This window comes from Kineosporia corallincola, assembly GCF_018499875.1.
GTDB classification, from domain to species: Bacteria; Actinomycetota; Actinomycetes; order Actinomycetales; family Kineosporiaceae; genus Kineosporia; species Kineosporia corallincola.
Genome location: NZ_JAHBAY010000003.1, coordinates 159,790 through 183,781, shown reverse-complemented (window position 1 = coordinate 183,781; position 23,992 = coordinate 159,790). Strand labels below are relative to the sequence as shown.

The 23,992-nt window shown below is 69.5% G+C and carries 20 protein-coding genes; 10 read left to right on the top strand and 10 right to left on the bottom strand.

Annotated features, from left to right (window positions below; translation table 11 throughout):
* Positions 1 to 17 precede the first annotated feature (17 nt).
* Both uvrB and KIH74_RS08030 read left to right on the top strand, forming a co-directional pair.
* On the top strand, positions 18 to 2,123 hold the full coding sequence (uvrB, locus tag KIH74_RS08035; RefSeq protein WP_214155175.1) for an excinuclease ABC subunit UvrB: 2,106 nt from the start codon (positions 18 to 20) through the stop codon (positions 2,121 to 2,123).
* Between the two features lie 137 nt (positions 2,124 to 2,260).
* Positions 2,261 to 2,794 (top strand): barstar family protein, encoded by a 534-nt coding sequence (locus KIH74_RS08030; RefSeq protein ID WP_214155174.1) that lies wholly within the window; start codon positions 2,261 to 2,263, stop codon positions 2,792 to 2,794.
* Positions 2,795 to 2,997: 203 nt separating this feature from the next.
* On the opposite strand, the gene KIH74_RS08025 is transcribed toward KIH74_RS08030, so the two are convergent.
* On the bottom strand, positions 2,998 to 3,282 hold the full coding sequence (locus KIH74_RS08025; protein ID WP_214155173.1) for a helix-turn-helix domain-containing protein: 285 nt from the start codon (positions 3,280 to 3,282) through the stop codon (positions 2,998 to 3,000).
* Between the two features lie 67 nt (positions 3,283 to 3,349).
* On the opposite strand from KIH74_RS08025, the gene map reads away from it, so the two are divergent.
* The gene (gene map, locus KIH74_RS08020; RefSeq protein ID WP_214155172.1) at positions 3,350 to 4,123 is read left to right on the top strand and encodes a type I methionyl aminopeptidase; all 774 of its coding nucleotides are present in this window, start codon (positions 3,350 to 3,352) and stop codon (positions 4,121 to 4,123) included.
* Positions 4,124 to 4,142: 19 nt separating this feature from the next.
* On the opposite strand, the gene KIH74_RS08015 is transcribed toward map, so the two are convergent.
* Together KIH74_RS08015 and KIH74_RS08010 are read right to left on the bottom strand one after the other, a co-directional pair.
* Positions 4,143 to 5,183 (bottom strand): homocysteine S-methyltransferase family protein, encoded by a 1,041-nt coding sequence (locus KIH74_RS08015; RefSeq protein WP_214155171.1) that lies wholly within the window; start codon positions 5,181 to 5,183, stop codon positions 4,143 to 4,145.
* A gap of 26 nt (positions 5,184 to 5,209) precedes the next feature.
* The gene (locus KIH74_RS08010; RefSeq protein ID WP_214155170.1) at positions 5,210 to 6,400 is read right to left on the bottom strand and encodes an NAD(P)/FAD-dependent oxidoreductase; all 1,191 of its coding nucleotides are present in this window, start codon (positions 6,398 to 6,400) and stop codon (positions 5,210 to 5,212) included.
* A 455-nt stretch (positions 6,401 to 6,855) separates the two neighbouring features.
* On the opposite strand from KIH74_RS08010, the gene KIH74_RS08005 reads away from it, so the two are divergent.
* The 3 genes from KIH74_RS08005 to KIH74_RS07995 all read left to right on the top strand — a co-directional run bounded on the left by KIH74_RS08005 (position 6,856) and on the right by KIH74_RS07995 (position 10,294).
* A complete protein-coding gene (locus tag KIH74_RS08005; protein WP_214155169.1) occupies positions 6,856 to 8,631 on the top strand; it encodes a DUF4012 domain-containing protein in 1,776 nt (591 codons plus the stop codon).
* A 44-nt stretch (positions 8,632 to 8,675) separates the two neighbouring features.
* Entirely contained in the window at positions 8,676 to 9,290 is a 615-nt protein-coding gene (locus tag KIH74_RS08000) for a hypothetical protein (protein WP_214155168.1), read from the top strand.
* 443 nt (positions 9,291 to 9,733) lie between these two features.
* Positions 9,734 to 10,294 carry a hypothetical protein gene (locus KIH74_RS07995; RefSeq protein ID WP_214155167.1) on the top strand — a complete coding sequence of 187 codons (561 nt, stop codon included), beginning with the start codon at positions 9,734 to 9,736 and terminating at the stop codon, positions 10,292 to 10,294.
* Positions 10,295 to 10,299: 5 nt separating this feature from the next.
* Here the strand turns inward: KIH74_RS07995 and KIH74_RS07990 are convergent, their stop codons facing one another.
* The 3 genes from KIH74_RS07990 to KIH74_RS07980 form a co-directional block, all read right to left on the bottom strand.
* Complete coding sequence (locus KIH74_RS07990; RefSeq protein WP_214155166.1) at positions 10,300 to 10,956, bottom strand: hypothetical protein; 657 nt, start codon at positions 10,954 to 10,956, stop codon at positions 10,300 to 10,302.
* Complete coding sequence (locus tag KIH74_RS07985; RefSeq protein ID WP_214155165.1) at positions 10,956 to 11,483, bottom strand: SigE family RNA polymerase sigma factor; 528 nt, start codon at positions 11,481 to 11,483, stop codon at positions 10,956 to 10,958. The genes KIH74_RS07990 and KIH74_RS07985 overlap by 1 nt, the downstream gene beginning before the upstream one ends.
* A gap of 158 nt (positions 11,484 to 11,641) precedes the next feature.
* Positions 11,642 to 12,067, bottom strand: coding sequence for a hypothetical protein (locus tag KIH74_RS07980; protein ID WP_214155164.1), 426 nt, complete (start codon positions 12,065 to 12,067; stop codon positions 11,642 to 11,644).
* A 367-nt stretch (positions 12,068 to 12,434) separates the two neighbouring features.
* Between KIH74_RS07980 and KIH74_RS39165 the strand changes: the two genes are divergently transcribed.
* Complete coding sequence (locus KIH74_RS39165; RefSeq protein ID WP_246572010.1) at positions 12,435 to 13,052, top strand: cysteine hydrolase family protein; 618 nt, start codon at positions 12,435 to 12,437, stop codon at positions 13,050 to 13,052.
* A gap of 55 nt (positions 13,053 to 13,107) precedes the next feature.
* Here KIH74_RS39165 and KIH74_RS07970 read toward each other — a convergent pair whose 3' ends face one another.
* The 3 genes from KIH74_RS07970 to KIH74_RS07960 form a co-directional block, all read right to left on the bottom strand.
* Positions 13,108 to 13,968, bottom strand: a complete 861-nt coding sequence (locus KIH74_RS07970) for an aldo/keto reductase (RefSeq protein ID WP_214155162.1) — start codon at positions 13,966 to 13,968, stop codon at positions 13,108 to 13,110.
* 122 nt (positions 13,969 to 14,090) lie between these two features.
* Positions 14,091 to 14,840 carry a TetR/AcrR family transcriptional regulator gene (locus tag KIH74_RS07965; protein ID WP_214155161.1) on the bottom strand — a complete coding sequence of 250 codons (750 nt, stop codon included), beginning with the start codon at positions 14,838 to 14,840 and terminating at the stop codon, positions 14,091 to 14,093.
* 102 nt (positions 14,841 to 14,942) lie between these two features.
* Positions 14,943 to 15,605, bottom strand: coding sequence for an MBL fold metallo-hydrolase (locus tag KIH74_RS07960; RefSeq protein ID WP_214155160.1), 663 nt, complete (start codon positions 15,603 to 15,605; stop codon positions 14,943 to 14,945).
* A gap of 193 nt (positions 15,606 to 15,798) precedes the next feature.
* Between KIH74_RS07960 and uvrA the strand changes: the two genes are divergently transcribed.
* The 3 genes from uvrA to KIH74_RS07945 all read left to right on the top strand — a co-directional run bounded on the left by uvrA (position 15,799) and on the right by KIH74_RS07945 (position 20,024).
* A complete protein-coding gene (gene uvrA, locus KIH74_RS07955; RefSeq protein ID WP_281417739.1) occupies positions 15,799 to 18,990 on the top strand; it encodes an excinuclease ABC subunit UvrA in 3,192 nt (1,063 codons plus the stop codon).
* Between the two features lie 197 nt (positions 18,991 to 19,187).
* Positions 19,188 to 19,382 carry a hypothetical protein gene (locus KIH74_RS07950; protein ID WP_214155159.1) on the top strand — a complete coding sequence of 65 codons (195 nt, stop codon included), beginning with the start codon at positions 19,188 to 19,190 and terminating at the stop codon, positions 19,380 to 19,382.
* Positions 19,383 to 20,024, top strand: coding sequence for a class I SAM-dependent methyltransferase (locus KIH74_RS07945; protein ID WP_214155158.1), 642 nt, complete (start codon positions 19,383 to 19,385; stop codon positions 20,022 to 20,024).
* 52 nt (positions 20,025 to 20,076) lie between these two features.
* Here the strand turns inward: KIH74_RS07945 and metH are convergent, their stop codons facing one another.
* On the bottom strand, positions 20,077 to 23,712 hold the full coding sequence (gene metH, locus KIH74_RS07940) for a methionine synthase (RefSeq protein WP_214155157.1): 3,636 nt from the start codon (positions 23,710 to 23,712) through the stop codon (positions 20,077 to 20,079).
* Positions 23,713 to 23,992 lie beyond the last annotated feature (280 nt).

Here is a 23,992-nt window from a genome sequence, read left to right as displayed (position 1 = left end):
CGCTTACGGTAGTCATCATGAGGCCAGTCACCGATCTCAAGCGCACCGTCGCACCGTTCACGGTCGTCTCGGAGTACCAGCCCAGCGGCGACCAGCCCACGGCCATCGCCGACCTGGCCCGTCGCGTCAACGCCGGTGAGCAGCACGTGGTGCTGCTCGGCGCCACCGGCACCGGCAAGTCCGCCACCACGGCCTGGCTGATCGAGCAGGTGCAGCGGCCCACCCTGGTGATGGCGCCGAACAAGACCCTCGCGGCGCAGCTCGCCAACGAGTTCCGTGAGCTGCTGCCCAACAACGCCGTCGAGTACTTCGTCTCGTACTACGACTACTACCAGCCTGAGGCGTACGTCCCGCAGACCGACACCTACATCGAGAAGGACTCCTCGATCAACGAGGAGGTCGAGCGGCTGCGGCACTCGGCCACCAACTCGCTGCTCACCCGGCGCGACGTGGTCGTGGTGGCCACGGTCTCCTGCATCTACGGCCTGGGCACCCCGCAGGAGTACATCGACCAGATGGTCACGGTGAAGGTCGGGCAGGAGCTCGACCGCGACGTGCTGCTGCGGCAGTTCGTGCAGATGCAGTACTCCCGCAACGACCTGGCGTTCACCCGCGGCACCTTCCGGGTGCGCGGTGACACGGTCGAGATCATCCCGATGTACGAAGAGCTCGCGGTGCGCATCGAGTTCTTCGGCGACGAGATCGATCGCATCTACACGCTGCACCCGCTCACCGGCGAGATCGTGCACGAGGAGCAGGAGATGTACATCTTCCCGGCCTCGCACTACATCGCCGGCCCCGAGCGGATGGAACGGGCCATCGCGAACATCGAGATCGAGCTGGGCGAGCGGCTGGAAGAGCTGGAGCGGCAGGGCAAGTTGCTGGAGGCCCAGCGGCTGCGCATGCGCACCACCTACGACATCGAGATGATGCGCCAGGTCGGCTCCTGCTCGGGCATCGAGAACTACTCGTTCCACATGGACGAGCGGCCGGTCGGCAGTGCCCCCAACTGTCTGCTCGACTACTTCCCCGACGACTTCCTGCTGGTGCTCGACGAGTCGCACAGCACCGTGCCGCAGATCGGCGCGATGTACGAGGGTGACGCCTCGCGCAAGCGCACGCTGGTCGACCACGGCTTCCGGCTGCCCAGCGCCATGGACAACCGCCCGCTGAAGTGGGAGGAGTTCCAGGACCGGATCGGCCAGACCGTCTACCTGTCGGCCACCCCGGGCAAGTACGAGCTGGGCCGGGCCGACGGTTACGTGGAGCAGATCATCCGCCCCACCGGCCTGATCGACCCCAAGATCGTGGTGAAGCGCACCAAGGGCCAGATCGACGACCTGCTCGGCGAGATCCGAGACCGCGCCGAGAAGGACGAGCGGGTGCTGGTCACCACGCTCACCAAGAAGATGTCCGAAGACCTCACCGACTACCTGCTGGAGCAGGGGGTGCGGGTGCGCTACCTGCACTCCGAGGTCGACACGCTGCGCCGGGTCGAGCTGCTGCGCGAGCTGCGGCAGGGTGAGTTCGACGTGCTGGTCGGCATCAACCTGCTGCGTGAAGGACTCGACCTGCCTGAGGTGTCGCTGGTCAGCATTCTCGACGCCGACAAGGAGGGCTTCCTGAGGTCGTCCACGTCGCTGATCCAGACTATCGGCCGCGCCGCGCGAAATGTCAGCGGCGAGGTGCACATGTATGCCGACAAGATCACCCCGTCGATGGAGTACGCCATCGAGGAGACCAACCGCCGGCGCGAGAAGCAGGTCGCCTACAACACCGAGCACGGCATCGACCCGATGCCGCTGCGCAAGAAGATCCAGGACATCACCGACCTGATCTCCCGCGAGGACGAAGACACCGAGGAACTGCTCGGGGGTGGCGGCCGGCAGCGCAGCCGGGGCAAGGCGCCGGTGCCGGGCATGAGCAGCGCGGCCGGTGCCAAGGCCCGCGCGGCCGGCGTCGAGAACGTGCCGGCCACCGATTTGGCCGACCTGATCCAGCAGCTCACCGCCCAGATGCACACGGCGGCCACCGAGCTCCAGTTCGAGCTGGCGGCGCGGCTGCGCGACGAGATCCAGGAACTGAAGAAGGAACTGCGGGGAATGAAGGCGGCCAACGCCTGACACCGGCGCGGTGTGAGGGGGCGCGCGGTGTGAGGGGGCGCCTGGCGTGAGGGGGCGCGTGGCTGGCCAGAATTCCGGCTACTCCATCCGTGCGTCCGGGCCCGCGCGGGGTGACGGGCTTGAGACGATGGGCGGCGATGAAGCCCTCGCCAATCCTCCTGCGGGCCGAGGAGGTGCTGCGCCCCCTGCTGCGCCCGGCCGGCGAGCGCTCGCACGCGCTCGCGCAGTGGGGCTGGTCGGAGGCCGGGCTGGTGGTGCGCACGGTGCGCGGGCGCAAGTGCCGCACCCGGCAGGGGTTGTTCGACGAGTTCGCGGCGGCGCTCCAGTTTCCGTGGTACTTCGGCGAGAACTGGCCGGCGTTCGGCGACTGCCTGTCCGACCTGGACTGGATCCCGCAGCAGGGCGGGCACGTGCTCGTGCTGAAAGAGCCGGAGCAGGTGCTGGCCGACGACGACCAGACCGAGTTCGAGACGTTCGCCGATCATTTGCGCATGGCCGCCCGGGAATGGAGCACGGCCGTGGAGCTGGGGGAGTGGTGGGACCGCCCACCGGTTCCGTTCCACGTCGTGCTGGCCTGCCTGCCCCACCACACCGACGTCACCCGGCAGCGCTGGGAGCCGGTGACCGAGCTGATCCTGCTGCCCGACCTGCCTCCGGCGGCCGAGGACTGAACCGGCGGCCGAGGACTGAACCGGCGGCCGAGGACTGAACCGGCGGCTGGTGCGGGACCGGTGGTGGGGCAGGATCCGGCGGCGGGTGCGGGACCAGGCGGCGGGTGCAGGAACCGGTGGGTGCAGGAACCGGTGGGTGCAGGATCCGGTGGCGGGGCAGGAACCGGTCGTGGTTGTGCGGGTGGTCTGGCCGGTGCCGCGCGTTACGAGGCCAGGCGCTGCTCTCCCGTGAGCCCGGCGGGGTCCGACCGGTTGATCTGCGACCACACCTCGTCGAGCGAGAGGCCGAGCACGTCGGCGATCGCGGCGATGGTGGGGAAGGCAGGGGTGGCGACCCGGCCGGACTCGATCTTGCGCAGGGTCTCGGGGGAGACCCCGGCGTCGAGAGCGGTGTGCAGCATGGACCTCTCGCCCCTGGCGCGCCGCAGGAGAGCACCGAGGCGCTGCCCACGTTCTACCTCTTCGGGAGTGAGCGGCAACCTGACCATGACGCCGATTCTAGTACCGGGATAATATGACCGGGATATTTATTGGATGCACGAGTAGAGGCACTTCATGATCGAGATCCTGACCCCCAGCGAATTGCCGCGTGCCCGGGCGGCCGGCACCCTGGTCGCCGACATCCTGCACACCTCGAAACAGCGCAGCGAGGTCGGCACCAACCTGCTCGACATCAACCGATGGGCCCAGGAGATGATCGTCGCGGCCGGGGGCGAGTCCTGCTACGTCGACTACGAGCCCTCGTTCGGCCGCGGCCCCTTCGGCCACTACATCTGCACGTCGGTGAACGACGCCGTGCTGCACGGCAAACCGTACGACTACCAGCTGGCCGATGGTGACCTGGTCACGCTCGACCTGGCCGTCTCCAAGAACGGCATCGCCGCCGACTCCGCCATCAGCTTCATCGTGGGTGACTCCCGGCCGGCCGAGAGCGTCGCGCTGATCGAGGCCACCGAGCGGGCCCTGGCCGCGGCCATCGCGGCGGCCGGGCCGGGCGCCCGCATCGGTGACATCTCCCACGCCATCGGCACCGTGCTCACCGAGGCCGGGTACCCGATCAACGTCGAGTTCGGCGGGCACGGCATCGGCTCGACCATGCACCAGGACCCGCACGTGCCCAACACCGGCCGGCCCGGCCGCGGCTACAAGCTGCGTCCCGGCCTGCTGCTGGCCCTGGAGCCGTGGGTGATGGTCGACACCGCCAAGCTGGTCACCGACGCCGACGGGTGGACGCTGCGCAGCGCGACCGGATGCCGCACCGCCCACAGTGAGCACACCGTGGCGATCACCGAGGACGGCGCCGAGATCCTCACGCTGCCCACCGTCTGAGCGGCCTGATCGCAGCTGATCAGGCCGCGCTCCAGTCGCCCATCACGTCCTGCGCCGAGGTGTCGGTGGGAGTGCCGAGCACCGGGTGCAGGTCGAGGGCGGGGGAGTAGCGGCTGGCCGGGGTCTCGCGACCGAGCGCCTCGGCCATCGCGCGCACGTGGTGCGGTGCACCGCCACAGCAGATCCCGATGTACGACACCCCGAGATCGGCCGCCCGCCGGGCCCATTCGGCCATCTCGAACCGGGTGTGCGAGAAGGGCTCCAGGGCGATCGGGAACGCGCGCCCGCCGTCGGCCGAGGTCAGCGACTCGAACGCCGGCGTGGCCGGGTTCGTGCGGTAGGGAACCGGCTGGGCCGCGATCGGGATGTCCACTGCCGCACGCAGTTTCTCGAGCATCGGCATCAGGGTCTCCGGACCGCGCGAGCAGTTGAACCCGACCACGGCGGCACCTGCGTCGGCCAGGCGCTTGCAGGCGTCCACGTAGTCGTAGCCGTCGTAGGTCTTCTCCGGCTGCACGCTGGCGAACGTGACCACGGCCGGCAGGTTCAGCTCCTGGCACACCTCCAGGCCGATCAGCGCCTCGCCGACGAAGTCGTTGGTCTCGGCGACGACGAAGTCCACGCCCTCGTCGACGGCCCAGGTGAGCTGCTCGAGGTACTGGTCCCGCACCACGGCGCCGGACTCCACCGGGCGTGCCGGGTCGTACGACCAGGTGTTGCAGATGTTGCCCGCCACCAGGGCCCCGCCCTCGGCGGCGATCTCGTTGGCGATGCGCACGGCCTGCCGGTTCAGCTCCTCCAGCTGACCGTCGCGGCCGACGTCCTTCAGCTTCTCCCGGTGCGCGTAGTAGGTCAGCGCCACCATCACGTCGGCGCCGGCCCGCAGGAACTCGCGGTGCAGCTGCCGCAGGGCGTCCGGCTCGTCGAGGATCACCTCGGGCACGTAGGGGCCGGCCTTGATGTAGCCACGCCGCTCGAGCTCGAACACGTAGCCCTCGGCGCCGATGATCACGCCGTCGGCGAGCCGCTCGGCGAAGCTGCGGGAACTGGGTCGGTTCATCGGTGCTCCTTCTCTGGCAAGAGTTCTCAGGCGAAACGCGAGGGGGTGAAGCGGGCCACGTCGTAGACGGTGCCCTCCTGGCAGGACAGCTCGGCCAGCACGCGGCCCACCCAGGGTGCGTACTTGTAGCCGGTGCCGCGCCAGCCCACGCCGACGAACACGTTGCGGAAGCCGGGCACCGGCCCGAGCACGAAGTCGTCGTCGGCGACCAGGTCGTAGTCGCAGCCGTCGGTGTCGGTCACCGGCACCGACGTGGCCTCCAGCAGGCCGGGCATGCACTGCTCGACGAAGTCGCCGACGCTGTTGACGCTCGTGGTGCCGCGTGGCATGTCCGGCGGGTTGTAGAAGCCGATCTTCACCGCGTCGGCCACCCCCTCGACGATCGGGTGCAGGTAGATCCCGGTGTCGAGGTAGGCCATCACCGGCATCCGGTCGGACGTGTACAGGTGCCGGGTCTCCGGCGTGGGGGTGTAGTACCGCGCCTCGCTGGGCCGGTCCTTCGTGATCGGCACCCGCAACCGGTTGCCGGGGAGCAGGGAGAGGACGTCGTTGGTGCCGTGCCCGGCCGTGATCACCAGCGAGCGCGTGGTCAGGGTGCCGGCCGAGGTGGTGATCGTCAGGAGCTCACCGTCGTCCACAATTTTGGTCGTGGTGGTGCGCTCGTGCACCGTGACGCCCTCTGCCGAGAGCGATTTCAGCAAGGTCGCGGTGACGGTGCGCAGATCGACCAGGCCGCCCGCCGGATCCAGGTCGGCCAGGTCGGCCCTGAGGTAGGGGTACTGCCCGGCGATGCCGGCGGTGTCGTACGAGGTGACCGGGATGCCCAGCCGGTTCAGCACCGCGGTGCTCAGCGAGGCGTAGGTGCGGTCCAGGTCGGGGGTGATCGAGGTGCTGGCGATGTTCATGCAGCCGCAGCGCACCAGCACACCGGTGCCGGTGGCGGTCTCGAAATCGGTCCAGAGCCGGATCGCCTCGTCGGCGAAGCGGGTGTAAGCGGCGTCCAGGTAGTCGCGCCGGTAGGAGCGGGTGCGGCCGAACGACGCCGTCATCGGGTCGCCGATCTCACCCACCTCGACGACCGCCACCCGGGCCCGCGTGCCCGTCCGCAGGGTTGCCTGGTGGGTCGCCTGGTAGGCGGTGAACAGACCCATCACGCCGCCCCCGACGACCAGCAGGTCCAGCACGTCGCCCGGCTCACGGCCGATGCCGTTCGTCATGAACTCGACTTCCTCTCTCACGTCCTTGTCCGCAGATTAGGGCGCGCGAAGCGGGATGGGGAGAGGGGGTCGTGAAGCGGTTCAGTGACGTAACAAGGCTGGAACACGGCCCCCTCTAGTGGTGACTGGCCGTTACTACCCGCGAGGCGCTTTCATGGCTGTCGCGTCCGCAGCCGCCGGCGGTCGCGCGTGCCCAGGTGGGGGCCGGACCGGTGGCAGCGTGGCCATCCCGGCTGCTCATGCATGTTTCCCCTGTGCCGAAGGGGCTTGAGGACGACGATCAGACCGGCGCCCCCCGGCGTGTCGCTCATGGTCGCCTCGGATGTTCGGCCCATAAGCGTTGGACCAAGAGTGTTCATGCCTTCACTCTGTGTCAGACTCGCGCCGTGGGGAGGCGAGTGAGCGAAGAAAATCCGGGCGGCCGGCTGCCGTGGCTCCGCGGGCGGAGGCCATGGGTGGTGGTGGCCGCCCTCGGCGTGCTCGCGATCGTGGGGGCGGGGGCCTGGCTGGCGGTGCGGGCGCGTGAGGCGCGCAGTGCGGTCGAGGCACTGCGGGTGGACGGCAAGACGTTGCAGTCGCAGCTCCAGGCCTACGACCTGACCGCCGCCGGCGAGACGCTCACCCGGGTCCGTGCCGACGCCCAGCGCGCGCACCGTCTCACCGGCGACCCGGTCTGGGGCGCGGCCGGTTACGTGCCCGTGCTGGGCCGTGACCTGCGGGCCGCGCGTGAGGTCAGCGCGGTGATGGCCGACATCACCGGTGCCGCCCGCCCGCTGGAGCAGGCGCTGCCCCGGCTCAATCCCAGCGGCAGCGCCGGTGATCAGGGGCAGCTGGACGTGACGGCGCTGCGCGCCATGGCCGACGCCATGCCGGAGCTGTCCGCCGCGGTGTCCTCCGGCGCCGTCAGGGTGAACGAGCTCGACCCGTCCGGGCTGCGCCCCGAGGTCGCCGACGGCGTCACCACGCTCAACGCCGCGCTGAAGTCGGCCAGGGGTCCGTTCGCCGACGCCGTGCCGTTGCTCGAGCAGCTGCCCGGCATGCTCGGGGCCGATCAGGAGAAGACCTGGATCGTGCTGCTCCAGCAGGACGCCGAGGCACGTGGAACCGGTGGTCTGGTGGGTGCTTTCGCCGAGCTGCGCACCCAGGACGGGCGGATGCGGCTGGCGGACGCCGAGTCCCGCGGCAAGCTCGACCGGGGGCCGCTGATCCCGGCCTCGGCGGTGCCGTCCAGTCTGCGCGCGCACTACGGCAAGGACCTCACCGAGTGGGCCGGATTCAACGCCAGCCCGCACTTTCCGCACACCGGTGAGCTGGCCGCCTCCGGGTGGCACGCGCGTACCGACCAGCAGGCGGACTTCGTCGCCGGGGTCGACCAGAACGTGGTGGCCGCCATGCTCGCGGCCACCGGTCCGGTGAAAGTCCGTGACGTCACCGTGGATTCGTCCAATGCGGTGAACTTCCTCAGCAAGGGTGTGTACGCGCGCTGGCAGAACCCCGGCGACGTCGACGCGGTCACCACCGAGCTGGTCGAGGCGGTGTTCGGCAAGTTCTCGAAGGGCGAGTTCAGCCTCCCGACGCTGATCAAGTCTCTGCGTGAGCCGATTCGCGAGCGCCGGCTCCTGCTCTGGGCCAACGACGACGAGGTCGAGTCCCAGCTGGAGCAGCTCAGCATCTCCGGCACCATCCCGGGCGACCCCGGACCGTTCGCCATGGCCGTGATCAACAACGGCGGTGGCAACAAGATGGACGCCTACTTGCAGGTGGACACTCGCTACGATCCCGGCACCTGCATCAACAGCGCCAGGGTGGGCCAGATCTCGGTCACCCTGGACAACACGGCTCCCAAGGATGGGGAAGGGCTGCCGTCCTACGTCAACGTCCGGACCGACCTCATACAGCGGGGTTACACGGGCAAGGCGGTTCGTGACGGCAGCAACCGGATCGTCCTGGACATCTACGGACCGGTGGGGAGCAGCGCCGTGCTCACCCAGTTGGACGGCACGACGACGGTCCCGGTCACCGGGACGGACAACAACCATCCGGTCTGGCGGCTCAGCATTCCGATTGCTGCCGGCCAGACCCGGACGGTGAACGTCGTGATGTCCACCCCGGTCGTCGAGGACGACGCCGGGCAGATCCCGGTCGTGCTCAGCCAGCCCATGGTGAAGCCGGCCACCAGCAGCGCGAAACCGCTGACTGCCTGCAAGACCTCATCCGTCGTCGGGGGATGAACCTGCCTCCGACCGCCTCCCGCATCAGAGGGGACCAGCGAGTCATGACCCAGAGAAGAATCAGTCGTAAGTCCGCCGCCATAGGGGTCGCGGCCATCGTCGGGCTGGGGGGTGGGGCGGCCGGTGTCGCCTACGCCTACCCGTCCGGCGTGCCGCTGACCCTGTCCGCCTCGGCCACCGGTCCGGACGGCGACGGCAACTCCGTCGTCACCCTGACGCTCGGCAACAACGACGGCCGGTGCGGTGCGCTCGTCACCGTCGACGGGGTGTCGCAGCTGGTCCCGGCCGGGCAGTCCACCGCCACGATCACGGTGGCCGCCGGATCGGGGCGCCACCGCGCCCGGGTGCGCACCGTGGACTGCGCGCTGGACGAGCGGGCCCGGGTCGACTTCGTGGTGCCGGACGCCGCGATCAGCGGCCCGACGGACGGCCAGGCCGGGGACAGCTTCCGTTACGAGCTGAGCGGTCTCGAGCCCGGCACGACGGTGTCGGTGCAGGCCGTGCTGACGGGTGGTGACGCCGTCTACGGCGACACCGACACCGTGAACAAGCGCGGTGAGGCCAAGGTGAAGTTCCGGATCAAGGTGGCGGGGGAGTACGTCGTCACCGCCTCGGTCGCCGGTAACGTGGTGGCCAGCACCACTGTCACCGTCAACTGAAACCGGCCCGGCGCAGCCGGTTCCGACAGGTTGAGCCGGGTTCCCTCTGACCCCTTCTGATCGGGTGCTCCCGATCGGTTCCGCCTGATGACGACCGTGCCGGGTTCGGCCCCGGCTCCGGTCAGCAGCCCGGCCGGCCACTCCGACCTCACCCCCGGGGTGGCCGGCCGGGCTCATTCTCTGCGCCCGTGCAGCTGTTTCACCTGATTCCGAACCACCATCCGAACAACAGAGGACCCCCACGCGTGACGTCACCACGCCGCAGCGACCAGCACACGTCTTCCGGCCAGTCCTCTCCCGACGGATCGTCGGCTGCTCCGCCGCCTGGCGCTGGGCCTGGCGCTCTGCCCGGTGCCTTACCCGTTCTGCCGCCCGGTGTTTCGAGCGGTGTTTCGGCCGACGCCTCGGACGGGTCGCGACAGGGGCGTGCGATCAAGGTTCTCGTGGCGGGAGGCACCCTGGCGGTGCTCGTGGCCATCGTGTGGGGTTCGACGGTGATGCTGGGCGACCGGACACCGGACGACAACGACACCTACCCCGCGAGCACCGGCCGGCCCCTCACCCCGTGGCGGCCCACCTCCGACCCCGCCGGCGGAGGTTCCGGCAGGGACAACCCGGCGGCAGCCGACCGGCCGGTGGTGCTCTTCGAGGGACCGGTCACCGTCGACAGCGGTCTCGGCATCGACGTGGACGAGGCATCGCCCACCCACACCGGCCCGAAATCCAGTGCGCTGGACATGTACTGGTCCAGGAAGAACGGGCTGTCGGCGAACGACGGAAGCCTGTACATCGACCAGGGCATGCCCGAGGGTGCCGCCCAGCGCTGCGCCGCCCGGGTGGAGGCCGGCCGCGAGGGCTACCCTGCCCTTGACGTGTTCCCCGGGGACCAGTTCTGCCTGCGGACCTCCGACGGGCGGATCGCCTGGTTGCGTGTGGGCGAGGGGGCCGGCCGGGCCGACGAGCTGGCGCTCCAGGTCACGGTCTGGGACGGCGTGCCGGGCTGAGGTCGTCAGCATGTCTGGGTGGTGCTGGTGAGTTCCATGCCGATGACGGCGGGCAGCCGACCCGCTGAATCGCGGGGTTCCAGGGCTTCGAGCGTGAACTCGTACCTGGTTGCCCCCAGATCGACCCGGACCTTCTCGGCGTTCACCCGGTGCAGGTTCCCGCCTGACCGGTAGGCCTTTTCCAGGTCGGTGTAGGTGTCGCCGAGGTGGATGCCCTCGGGGGTGTCGCTGAAGGCGTCGACCACGATGCGCACGATGACCCCGTTCAGCGCGAACGCCGCCTTCACCGTCCCGGTGCCGGGATACTCCTGGCAGACCTTCACCGTGGTGCCGTCTTCCGGCCTGCGGATCAGCCCGGCCGACTCGGCCTCGTCGACGCTCATGCCGATGTTCAGGCCACCGATGCCGCTGGCGGTGAGCACCTCCGGACCGGGCCCGGGGGGATCGTCGTCGTGCAGGGTCACGGTCAGCCCGGTCAGCCCGGTCACCAGGGCGACCACCGCGAGCAGTGCCGGGGCACCCGCCTTGAGAGCCCGCCGGCGTCGCCTGGCCCGGCGTACCCGGCCCAGGACGGTGTCGGCCGCGTCGTCGCGGGTCGGCAGGTCGAGCGCCGGGCCGTCGAACAGCGCGGAGAGACGATCGTCGAGCTGGTCGTGACTCATCAGGCCCCCTCCGGCGTGGTGGACAGGTTCTTGCGCAGCGCCGCCATGGCGCGCGACGCGTGGCTCTTCACCGTGCCCGCGGAAATGCCCAGGGCGTCGGCGATCTCGGACTCGTTCAGGCCCTCGTAGTAGCGCAGCACCAGCACCGCCCGCTGCTTGGCCGGCAGGGTTCCCAGGGCCTGCCAGAGCGGCTCGTCGTCGAAGCGGTCATGTGGCGCGACCGTGCTGTCGGGCGCGCTCGCCACCAGAGTCTCGCGGCGACGGCGCCGCCACCGGCTGGTGCGGGCATTGACCATCGCGCGGCGTATGTAGGCGTCGATGTTCGCTCCCTGTCGCTGGAGGGTCTTCCAGCGGACCCCGACCTTCTCCAGCACGTCCTGCACGAGATCGCTGGCGTCGTGCGGGTTCCCGGTGAGGGCGTGCCCGAGCCGCAGCAGGTCGGGCAGGCGTGCGGTGACGTAATCGGCGAAATCGACCGCGCCGCCGTCGCCGGTGCTCCTCTCGTCGAGCACTTCGTTCCGCCGCACCGTGAGGTCGTCGGCCGAGCGCAGGGCCGTGGACCGTGCAGCTGTGGAGTGAATGGTCGTGGGGCTGATGGTCGGGGACTGCGCGGCTGCGGGGCGGGCCCGTTCAGGGCCGGATGGCCTGCTGCGTGACGGTTCCGGGTCGCGGGAGGCCGTCATGGCTACTCGTAGCATCCCTGCTCGATCGACTGGAGCGCGATGTCGATGATCTTCGAATCGCGGAAGGCGTACGAGGTGTCGATGCCGACGCGGTAGAACGCCGGGAAGGGAGCATCGGGCGCGGTGAGGTTCAGCCGGGCCAGGCCACTGTCTTCACCACTGATGCGGTCGCCGTAGGCATCGTTCAGCTGAGCGAACGTGTCGCCCACCCCGACCCCGGTGTCGAGCCGGACCGTCGGCCCCGCCGCGATGATGATCAGCTGGTCATCGGTGAAATACAGCCATTCCAGGCCCTTCTCACCCGGGTACTGGGCGCAGACCTCGCCGTCGACCTCGGAGGTGGCATTCTCGCCGACGAACCCCAGAGCTCTGGCCTGTTTCAGGCTGTCACCCAGTTCCAGGTCGCCGATGCCGCTGTCGGACAGCACCGGCGCGGAGCCGTCGGTCGGAGCCGTCGGCGTGGCTCCACCGCCCGAAGCGCTGCCCGAAGCGCTGCCCGAAGCGCTGCCCGAAGCGCTGCCCGAAGCGCTGCCCGAAGCGCTGCCCGTTGTGCTGCCTGTTGCGCCGCCTGGAGTGCTGCCCGTGGAACCGTCGCACGCCGCCAGGGCCAGCACCGCCAGCAGTGTTGCTGCCAACACCGACGCCGCGCGTGCGGCCGCCCTACCCGTTCTGATCATCCTGATCCCCCACCAACTCCCGTGCCGTCACCCCAAACAACGCAACGACCCAGGCCTATGGTTGTCCCGCGGCCCCAAAAAGTTTTCAGGTTTCGACGGAGCAACCCAAGGAGACCCGATGGCGCTCGACACCTCTCCCGACCCGGCCACCACCGCCCTCGTCCTCATCGAGTACCAGAACGACTTCACCAGTGAGGGCGGCGTGCTGCACGATGCCGTCGCACCGGTCATGCGCAGCACCGGCATGCTGGAGAAGACGAAGAACGTGGCCGGGGCGGCACGGGCCGCCGGCGTCACGGTGATGCACGCGCCGATCACGTTCGCCGAGGGCTATCGCGAGATCAGTTCACACCCCTACGGCATCCTCAGGGGCGTGGTCGACGGAAAGGCCTTCGTGAAGGGTGCCTGGGGCGCCGCCATCGTCGACGACCTGGCCCCACAGACCGGTGACATCGTGGTCGAGGGCAAACGCGGCCTCGACACGTTCGCCAGCACCAACCTGGATTTCATCCTGCGCAGCAAGGGAATTCGCACGATCGCGCTCGGTGGTTTCCTGACCAACTGCTGCGTCGAGTCGACCATGCGCAGCGGCTACGAGAACGGCTACCGGGTGATCACGTTGTCCGACTGCATGGCGGCCACCTCCATCGAGGCGCACGACAACGCCCTGCGTTTCGACTTCCCGATGTTCTCGGTGCCGGTGACGGCCGAGGAGTTCGTCGCGGTGCTGCGGTGAATGGGTGGACGGCGAGGGCCGCGCGGGCTCCTCGCCGTCCACCGTTCTGTTCTTGTCAGATCGCGTCGGCGAGGGTCTTGAACTCGTCGTCGCTGAGGGAGATGTCGGCGCCGCCGAGGTTCTCTTCCAGGTGCGACACCGACGAGGTGCCGGGGATCGGCACCATCACCGGCGAGCGGCGCAGCAACCAGGCGAGGGCCAGCTGTGAGGTGGTGGCCCCCGGGTGATGCCCGGCGACCTTCTCCAGCGGACCGCCCGGCCGGGCCAGCGACCCCGCGTTGACCGGGGCCCACGGGATGAACGCGATGCCCTGCTGCTCGCAGTAGTCGAGCACGTCCTCGGCCCGGCGGTCACCCATGTTGTAGCGGTTCTGAACCGAGGCGACCGGCAGGCCGGCGGCCTGTGCGGCCTTGATCTCCTCGACGCTGACCTCGGACAGGCCGATCTGGAGGGCGAGGCCCTCGTCGACGAATTTGCTGATCTCGCCGAAGGTTTCCTCGCGCGGAGTCTTCGCGTCGATCCGGTGCAGCTGCCACAGTGGGATCTGCTCCAGCCCCAGGCGGCGCATCGACATCAGGATGCACTGGCGCAGGTACTCGGGGCGGGCCAGCGGCGGCCACACGTCGGGACCGCTGCGGGTCAGGCCGCCCTTGGTGGCGATGACGACGTCGCCGTAACCGGTGCCGTCGTGCAGCGCCTCCCGGATCAGGTCCTCGGAGACGTAGGGGCCGTAGGAGTCGGCCGTGTCGATGAAGGTGACGCCCAGCTCGACAGCCCGGCGTAGCACCCGCACTGCCTCGTCGTGGTCTGTCGGCGGGCCCCAGATACCAGGACCCGTGATGCGCATCGCGCCGAATCCGAGTCGGTGGACCTGCTTGCCACCGAGCCCGATCGTGCCGCTGTCGGCCACTGCCATAAGGTTTCTGCCTTTCCACGTGCGATCGTGCCCGGTCGGCCGGCCGGGCACCGATCATGGGCAACCCGTCGGAAGCCGATCTGCTTCCCGGTGTCTGGACCCGTCGCGCAGGCTGTTCACCTTCATCCGTTGATCTCTCCGGTGCCGCGTTCGACGATGCGTTCCAGCCAGCGCTCCAGCAGGGACTCCTCGGCCGGTTCCAGGGCGTCGCTGCCCGTCAGGGCGAGTTGCGAGTGAAGCTGCCGGGCCGCGTCGCCGACCGGGTCGGCGGTGCTGTCGCCCATGGGGGCGGCGAGCACGGCGCCGAACGCGGCGTCGCGGGCCCGGTGGGACAGCTCTTCGTCGAACAGGCCGGGCTGCGCGATGCGGTTGAGGGCCACCCCGACGTTGGCCGAGAGGATCAGCTGGGCGGCGTGGTTCACGTCGACCCGGAGCGCGCCGACGGCGGAGCAGCGCAGCAGCGACGCCTCCAGGAGGCCGAGGATCCGGCGCCGGGCCTCGCTGTGCGACTGCGGGCGGGGGGCGAACATCAACTGGTAGAGAGCGGGATTGGCCGCTGCGAACCGGTGGTGGTCGTCCCATCCGGCGTAGAGGTCGGCCACCGGGTCGCCGGTCTTCTCCAGCAGGGCCTTCTGCTCGGCGTACCGCTCGAACCCGGCGTCGGCCACCGCGTCGAGCAGGCCGCGTTTGTCACCGAACAGCCGGTACAGCCGGGGCTGGGTGACGCCGACCGCCTCGCAGACGGCGCGCGTGGCGATGTCGTGGTCGGGGGACTCGGCCAGGAGCCGGGTGGCGGCCTGGATCATGGCCGTGCGCAGCGCCGTGTCGTCGTCCGTTCTGAGGGACCGGGGGGTGGTCTGCGACGTCGGCATGGGATCAATGATACGACAATTCCGTACCGTTGGTCTTCTCTTCGATCTGAGCGGGGATCACGGGCCTCGGCATCGACGAAAGCCCATGATCCCCGCGGGGAGTCACCAGCCTCGTTCGCGCCACTCCGGCAGGTTCGGGCGCTCGGCGCCGAGCGTGGTGTCCTTGCCGTGGCCCGGGTAGATCCAGGTCTCGTCCGGGTAGACCCCGAACAGCCGCTCCTCGACGTCCGCGAGCAGGGAGGCGAAGTTCTCCTTGTCGTCGAACGTGTTGCCGACCCCGCCGGGGAACAGGGAATCACCGGTGAACGCGTGCACGCTGCCGTCGGAGCTGGTCAGCACCAGGGTGACCGATCCGGGTGTGTGGCCCCGCAGGTGCACCACGTCGAGGGTGAGCTCGCCCACCGCAACCGCGTCGCCGTGCCGCAACCGCACGTCGGGCTGCACCGGCAGTGCCTCCGCGTCGTCCTCGCCGGCCAGCGTCGCCGCCTTCGTGACACCGGCGATCTCGGCCAGCGCGCGGTGGTGGTCCCAGTGCTGGTGGGTGGTGACGATGCCGCGCAGGGGGCCACCGCCCTCGCCGATCAGGGCGCGCACCCGGTCGGCGTCGTCCGCCGCGTCGATGAGCAGCTGGTCCCCGGTCCGCCGGCAGGTGATCAGGTACGCGTTGTTGTCCTGGGGCGAGACGCTCGCCTTCCGGATCACCGCGTCGGGGAGTTCGCGGACGTCCGCGGGCCCTCCGGCGGTGACTTCTCCGTTGTAGACCATGGACATACCCTGCCATCCCGTCAGGGGCGGGAAGGGCGGCGGCAGCGCGGCGTGACCGGCGGGTCTACGCCGGGTGGGCCGCCGGGGGCGGAATGGGGAAGATCGGGCAGCGGGGCGTGGAATCGCGCGCAACCGGCTTCGCGGACAGGTCCTGGACCGTTCGACGCGAAGACTGTCGGTGGTGGCACCTAGCATGGCCCTCGTGAGTGACCGACTTATCGTTCGCGGAGCCCGCGAGCACAACCTGAAGGACGTCTCGCTCGATCTTCCCCGTGACGCACTGGTGGTTTTCACCGGTCTGTCCGGGTCGGGCAAGTCTTCCCTGGCGTTCGACACCATCTTCGCCGAGGGGCAGCGCCGGTACGTCGAGTCGCTGTCCGCCTATGCCCGTCAGTTCCTCGGCCAGATGGACAAACCCGACGTCGACTTCATCGAGGGCCTCTCCCCGGCCGTCTCGATCGACCAGAAGTCCACGTCGCGTAACCCGCGGTCCACCGTCGGCACGATCACCGAGGTGTACGACTACCTGCGTCTGCTCTGGGCGCGGGCCGGGCGGGCACACTGCCCGATCTGTGGTGAGCCGATCACCAAACAGACTCCGCAGCAGATCGTCGACCGGCTGCTCGACCTGCCCGAGGGCACCCGGTTCCAGGTGCTCGCGCCGGTGGTCCGGGCCCGGAAGGGCGAGTTCGTCGATCTTTTCGCCGATCTCCAGACCAAGGGCTTCTCCCGCGCCCGGGTCGACGGCGAGGTGGTGTCGCTGGCCGACTCGCCCACGCTCGACAAGCGTTACAAGCACACCATCGAGGTGGTGGTCGACCGGCTGTCGGCCAAGTCGTCCTCGAAGCAGCGCCTCACCGACTCGGTCGAGACAGCCCTGCAACTGGCCAACGGCATCGTGATCGCCGACCTGGTCGACGAGCTGGAAGGGGCACCCGACCGGGAGCGCCGCTTCAGCGAGAAGATGGCCTGCCCCAATGAGCACCCGATCGCGATCGACGACATCGAGCCGCGGGTGTTCTCGTTCAACAACCCGTTCGGTGCCTGCCCCGAGTGCACCGGTATCGGTGTCAAGCTCGAGGTCGACCCAGAGCTGCTGGTGCCTGACGAAGACCTCACGCTGGCCGAGGGCGCGATCGTGCCCTGGACCCAGGGGTCGGCCGAGTACTTCCTGCGGCTGATGAAGGCGCTGGGCAAGGATCTCGGGTTCACCGTGAACACCCCCTGGCGGGCACTGCCGGAGCGGGCCCGCACCGCCCTGCTGGAGGGGCAGGACTACCAGGTCCACGTGAAGTTCAAGAACCGTTTCGGCCGGGAACGCTCGTACACCACGGGTTTCGAGGGCGTCATCCCGTTCATCCAGCGCCGCCACTCGGAGACCGAGTCGGAGTGGAGCCGGGAGCGCTACGAGGGCTTCATGCGCGAGATCCCGTGCCCCGTCTGCAAGGGCACGCGGCTCAAGCCCGAGGTGCTCGCCGTCACGGTCGGGGGCCGGTCCATCGCCGAGGTCTGCGCGCTGCCGCTGACCGAGGCCGCGGAGTTCCTCGGCTCGCTGAAACTCACCGCGCGCGAGAAGAAGATCGCCGACCAGGTGCTCAAGGAGATCCACGCCCGCATCGGCTTCCTGCTCGACGTCGGCCTGACCTATCTGTCGCTCGACCGGGCCGCGGGCACGCTGTCCGGGGGTGAGGCGCAGCGCATCCGGCTGGCCACACAGATCGGCTCGGGCCTGGTCGGTGTGCTCTACGTGCTCGACGAGCCGAGCATCGGCCTGCACCAGCGCGACAACCGGCGGCTGATCGACACTCTCACGCGGCTGCGCAACCTGGGCAACACGCTGATCGTGGTCGAGCACGACGAAGACACGATCCGGGCAGCCGACTGGGCGGTCGACATCGGTCCGGGCGCGGGGGAGCACGGCGGCTACGTCGTGCACTCCGGCACCGTGAAAGAACTGTACGAGCACCCCGACTCGCTCACCGGCATGTACCTGTCGGGGCGCAAGGCGATCGAGGTGCCGGAGATCCGGCGGCCGCGCGACACGAAGCGTCAGCTGACGGTGGTGGGCGCTCGCGAGCACAACCTCCAGGGCCTGGACGTCTCGTTCCCCCTGGGGTGTCTGGTGTCGGTCACCGGGGTGAGCGGTTCCGGAAAGTCCACGCTGGTCAACGACATTCTGTACACGGTGCTGGCGAACAAGCTCAACGGTGCCCGTCAGGTGCCCGGCCGGCACAAGACCGTGAAGGGCCTGGAGCACCTCGACAAGGTGGTGCACGTCGATCAGAGCCCGATCGGCCGCACCCCGCGGTCCAACCCGGCCACCTACACGGGTGTCTGGGACCACGTGCGCAAGTTGTTCGCGCAGACGCAGGAGGCCAAGGTCCGCGGCTACCAGCCGGGCCGGTTCTCGTTCAACGTCAAGGGTGGTCGCTGTGAGGCGTGCTCCGGCGACGGCACGATCAAGATCGAGATGAACTTCCTGCCCGACGTCTACGTGCCGTGCGAGGTCTGCCACGGGGCCCGGTACAACCGGGAGACCCTGGAGGTGCACTTCAAGGGCAAGACCGTGGCCGACGTGCTCGACATGCCGATCGAGGAGGCCGCGGAATTCTTCGAGGCCGTGCCCGCGATCGCGCGGCATCTGCGCACGCTGGTGGACGTCGGTCTCGGCTACGTGCGTCTGGGCCAGTCCGCCCCCACCCTGTCCGGCGGCGAGGCGCAGCGGGTGAAACTCGCCAGCGAGCTTCAGAAACGCTCCACCGGCCGCAGTGTCTACGTCCTCGACGAGCCGACCACGGGTCTGCATTTCGAAGACATACGCAAGCTCCTCGGCGTGCTCCAGGGGCTGGTCGACAAGGGCAACTCGGTCATCGTCATCGAGCACAACCTCGACGTGATCAAGAGCTCCGACTGGATCGTCGACCTGGGGCCGGAGGGCGGCAGCGGGGGCGGCACGCTGGTGGCCGAGGGCACGCCCGAAGAGGTGGCGGCCAACCCCGACAGCCACACCGGGCGCTTCCTGGCCGACATCCTCGAGATCGACAACCCCAACGCGGTCGAGGCCCGGGTCGCGGCGATCAAGAAGTCGCGGTCGGCGACCGCGGCGGCCGGTAGCACCCGGAAGTCGGCCACCAGCAAGGCGGTTCCGGCCAGGACCACGGCGGCCAAGACCACCACGGCGGCCAAGACGGCAGCTGCCAAGACCACGGCCGCCAAGCGGACGCCGGCGAAGAAGGCGGCGGCGAAGTCCACGGCCGGGCGGTCCGTGGCCACCCCGACGGCTCCGGCCGCCCGCACGGCCACCCCGGTCAGGAAGACCGCGGCCAAGCCCGCCCGCAACATCGACCTGGACGCCGAGCGGAAGACGACCGGCCGACGGGGCTGATCCACCGTCGCATCGGCCGTCCCCGAACCGGGACGGTTGATGCGACCGATGGGTGGCGCGCTTGCCGGCCTCCGGACGCAACCGCCGGCGACGGCGGGTAGGGCCGGAAGCCTCGGATGTCGCGGCATCGGGCTGACGAAAATGTCGCCTCCCACCCGACCTGGGTCCATCGACGGGGATGGGGCACGATGTCGGCCGTGCGAACAGAACAGGGTGACCAGACTTCCCGTTCCACACGGGACAGCGCGTACTACGACCGCTGGTACTCCGACATGCAGGCATCGCCCGCCAAGGACGCCATCCTGGCGCGCCACCTCGGGTTCCCCGAAGACTTCGGCCCGGCCGGGGTGGTGCCCTACGAGGCCCTGGACGAGATCACCGTCCAGCTGTAGGTGCCGGAGGGCGGCACGGTGGCCGACATCGCCTGCGGCCGTGGCAGTTACGGCATCGAACTGGCCCGGCGATCGGACGCGCGGCTGGTCGGCGTCGACTTCTCCGAGGTGGCGCTGGAACAGGCCCGAGTCACCGCGGGCCGCCGTCTCGACGAGAACCAGGCGGAGTTCACGGTCGGCACCCTCACCGAGACCGGACTGGCCGACCGCAGCGTGCACGGGCTGCTGTGCTCCGACTCGGTGCAGTTCGCCGACACGATCGACATCCTGAACGAGTTCCGGAGGATCCTGGCCCCCGGTGGTCGCCTCGCCCTCACCACCTGGCAGGCCACACAGGCCGGTGACCCCGAGGTGCCGGACCGCATCCGCCGGCTCGACCTGCGGCGTGACCTGGAGGCCGCGGGTTTTCGCGATGTCGTGGTGGAGAGCCGCCCGGCCTGGCGCGATGCGGAGAAGGGCCTGTACGAGGAGGCCGTCGGCGCTCCCGCAGACGGCGACGAGGCCCTGGCCTCTCTCCGGGACGAGGGACGCGTTGCCCTGCGCAACTGGGACGCCCTCCAGCGCATCGTGGCGTTTGCGACGGCACCGTCGATCCCGGTCCAGGACGACGAGGTGGGCGGCGCACTGCCGTCACGCGGCTGAGGCCGGGCCGCGGGACCGGTGGGGAGCCGATGCGGGCTCCCCACCGGTCTGCCTACGTGGGGTCGTAGGCCAGGTTCGGGCGCAGAAGCTTCTCCATGTCGACGCGGGACAGGCCCCGTCGTGCGGCGTAGTCCTCGACCTGGTCGCGGCCGATCCGGCCGACCGTGAAGTACCGCGACGACGGGTGGGCGAAGATCAGGCCGCTGACCGCGGCGGCCGGGGCCATCGCGTAGCTCTCGGTCAGCGTGATACCCACCTGCTCGGCCTTCAGCAGGTCGAAAAGCTCCTTCTTCAGGCCGTGGTCGGGGGAGGCCGGGTAGCCGAGAGCCGGGCGGATGCCGCGGAACCGCTCGGCGTGCAGGTCTTCCAGGACCGGCTGGGCGTCCGGCTCGAACCATTCCTTGCGTGCCTGGAGGTGCAGGTACTCGGCGAAGGCCTCGGCCAGACGATCGGCGAGGGCCTTCACCATGATCGCCCGGTAGTCGTCGTTCTGCGCCTCGTACGACGCGGCGAGCTTGTCGGCGCCGTGGATGGCGACGGCGAAACCGCCCAGGTGATCGCCCGATCCGGCCGGGGCGACGTAGTCGGCGAGCGACCGGTTGGGACGGCCCTCCGGCTTCACCGTCTGCTGCCGCAGCATCGGGAACTTCATGCCGTTCTCCAGCACGATGTCGTCGCCCTCGGAGTGTGCCGGCCAGAAGCCGTATGCCCCCTGGGCGGTGAAGTGCCCGGCCTCGACGATCTCGTCGAGCAGCGTGTTGGCGTCGTCGAAGAGCTCACGAGCGGTGGGGTTCTCGAGGATCGCCGGGTACTTGCCCTTCATCTCCCAGGCCAGGAACAGGAAGGTCCAGTCGATCATCGCGCGCAGTTCGGTCAGATCGGCGTCGACCGTGCGCAGGCCGGTGAAAGCCGGCGTCGGGATCTCGGAGAAGTCGACCTTCTCGGCGTTCGCCCGGGCCTGGGTGAGCGACAGCAGCGGGTTGGCCCGGCGGCTGGCGTGGGCCTCCCGCAGCCGGGCCTGCTCGGTGCGGTTCTCCTCGATCACCCGGGCGTTCTGCTCGGCGCTGAGCAGGCCCGACGCCACCCCGACCACCCGCGAGGCGTCGAGCACGTGCACCGTGGCGCCCTCGTAGGCCGGGGCGATCCGGACCGCGGTGTGCTGCCGTGAGGTGGTGGCACCACCGATCAGCAGCGGCAGCTCCATGCCGCGGCGCTGCATCTCCTCGGCAACGTTGACCATCTCGTCGAGTGACGGCGTGATCAGCCCGGAAAGGCCGACCATGTCGGCGTTCTCGGCGATCGCGGTCTCCAGGATCTTCGCCGCCGGCACCATCACACCGAGGTCGATGACCTCGTAGTTGTTGCAGCCCAGCACCACACCGACGATGTTCTTGCCGATGTCGTGAACATCGCCCTTCACCGTGGCGAGCACGACCTTGCCCTGGTGGGAACGGCTCGTGGTGGTCGTGCCCAGCCGCAGGGCCTCGGCCTTCTCGGCCTCCATGTACGGCTCGAGGTAGGCGACGGCCCGCTTCATCACCCGGGCGCTCTTCACCACCTGCGGCAGGAACATCTTGCCGGCACCGAACAGGTCACCGACGACCTTCATGCCGTCCATCAGCGGGCCCTCGATCACCTCCAGCGGCCGAGCGGCCTGCTGCCGGGCCTCCTCGGTGTCTTCCTCGATGAAGTCGACGATGCCGTGCACCAGGGCGTGACTCAGCCGCTCACCGACCGGCGCCTCGCGCCACGACAGGTCGACGACCCGCTTGGTGCCCGACCCGCTCACCGTGCCGGCGAAGGTGACGAGCCGGTCGGTGGCGTCGTCACGGCGGTTGAACAGGACGTCTTCGATGAGTTCCAGCAGGTCTTTCGGGATGTCTTCGTACACCGCCAGCTGACCGGCGTTGACGATTCCCATGTCGAGCCCGGCGCGCACCGCGTGGTAGAGGAAGGCCGAGTTCATCGCCTCGCGCACCACGTTGTTGCCGCGGAAGGCGAAGGAGAGGTTGGACACGCCGCCGCTGATCCGCGCGCCCGGGCAGCGCTCCTTGATGCGGGGCAGCGCGTCGATGAACGCCCTGGCGTAGTCGTTGTGCTCGCTCATGCCGGTGGCGACGGCCAGCACGTTCGGGTCGAAGATGATGTCGGCGGCCGGGAACCCGAGCTTCTGGGTGAGCAGGTCGTAGGCACGGCCGCAGACCTCGACCTTGCGGTCGGCGGTGTCGGCCTGACCGGTCTCGTCGAACGCCATCACCACCACACCCGCGCCGTAGCGGCGGATCTGCCGGGCGTGCTCGAGGAAGACCTCCTCGCCCTCCTTCAGGCTGATCGAGTTGACGATGCCCTTGCCCTGGAGGCACTGGAGGCCGGCCTCCAGGACCGACCACCGCGAGCTGTCGACCATCACCGGGATCCGGGCCACCTCGGGCTCGGTCGCGATCAGGTTGAGGAACGTCACCATCGCCTGCTCGCTGTCGAGCAGATCGGCGTCCATGTTCACGTCGAGCACGTTGGCGCCACCGCGCACCTGGTCGAGCGCGACCTCGACCGCGGTCTGGTAGTCGTCGGCCTCGATCAGCCGGCGGAACTTGGCCGAGCCGGTGACGTTGGTGCGCTCGCCGATCATCACGAAACCGGTGGTCTCGGTGATGTTCATCGGCTCCAGGCCACTGAAGCGGGTCTGCTGCGGGATCCGCGGCACCGCGCGGGGCTTCACGTCTTTCACCCGGTCGGCGATGGCCGCGATGTGCGCCGGGGTGGTGCCGCAGCAGCCGCCGACCACGTTGACCAGGCCGTCCTGGGCGAAACCGTGCACCAGGTGGCTGGTCTCGTCGGGGCCCTCCTCGTACTCGCCGAACGAGTTGGGCAGGCCGGCGTTGGGATGGCTGGCCGTGTAGGTGCCCGCCAGTCGCGCCAGATCGGCCACGTAGGGCCGCATCTCGGCCGCGCCGAGAGAGCAGTTCACGCCCACCACCAGCGGGTCGGCATGTTCGATGGAGCGCCAGAAGGCCTCGACGGTCTGCCCCGAGAGCGTGCGCCCGCTCAGGTCGACGATCGTGACCGAGAACCAGATCGGCAGCTCAGGCGCCACGTCGCGGGCCGCGGCCAGCGCGGCCTTCGCGTTCAGCGTGTCGAAGATGGTCTCGACCAGCAGCAGGTCGACACCGCCGTCGCGCAGCGCCTCGATCTGCTCGGCGTAGGAGGCGTGCACCTGCTCGAACGTGACGGCACGGTAGGCCGGGTCCTCCACCTTCGGCGACAGGGACAGCGTGACGTTCAGGGGGCCGACCGAGCCGGCCACGAACCGGCGGACGCCGTTCTCCCGCTCCGCCTCCTCGGCCGCCTGCCGGGCCAGCTTCGCGGCCTCCAGGTTCATCTCACGCACCATCGACTCCAGGCCGTAGTCGGCCTGCCCGATGCTGGTGGCGGTGAAGGTGTTGGTGGTGGTGATGTCGGCGCCGGCGGCCAGGTACTGCCGGTGCACGTCGAGCACCACTTCGGGCGCGGTGATGTTCAGCAGGTCCGGGTCACCGGTGACGTCTCTCGGATGATTCGCCAGACGCTCGGTCTGGTAGTCGGCCGGCGACAGCTTCGCGTTCTGGAACATCGTGCCCCAGGCGCCGTCCAGCACCGCGATCCGGCTGTCCAGCAGCTCACGTAGCGCGCGCGTACGATCTTCACCCATCTTGCAACCCCACTCCGTCACGACTCGACACGTTCTGAGAGGGGCGCCCTTGTGCTGCTCGGAGCCAGGTGAGCGTGGCGGGCCTGTGCCCGTTGCAGCGCCTCTCGACCTCGGCCGGGCACAAAGTCTACGAGGTGCCGGGCCGAAGTGCCGACCCGCGGGGGAGTGACGAGGAGGCCGAGGCGGGGCGCCCTGCCCCTTCCACACCGGTAACGGCGCCCCGCGCCGGGCTCTTCCACCGGTACTTCGGAGGTGGCCGCGGGCGGTGAGCGCCACAATC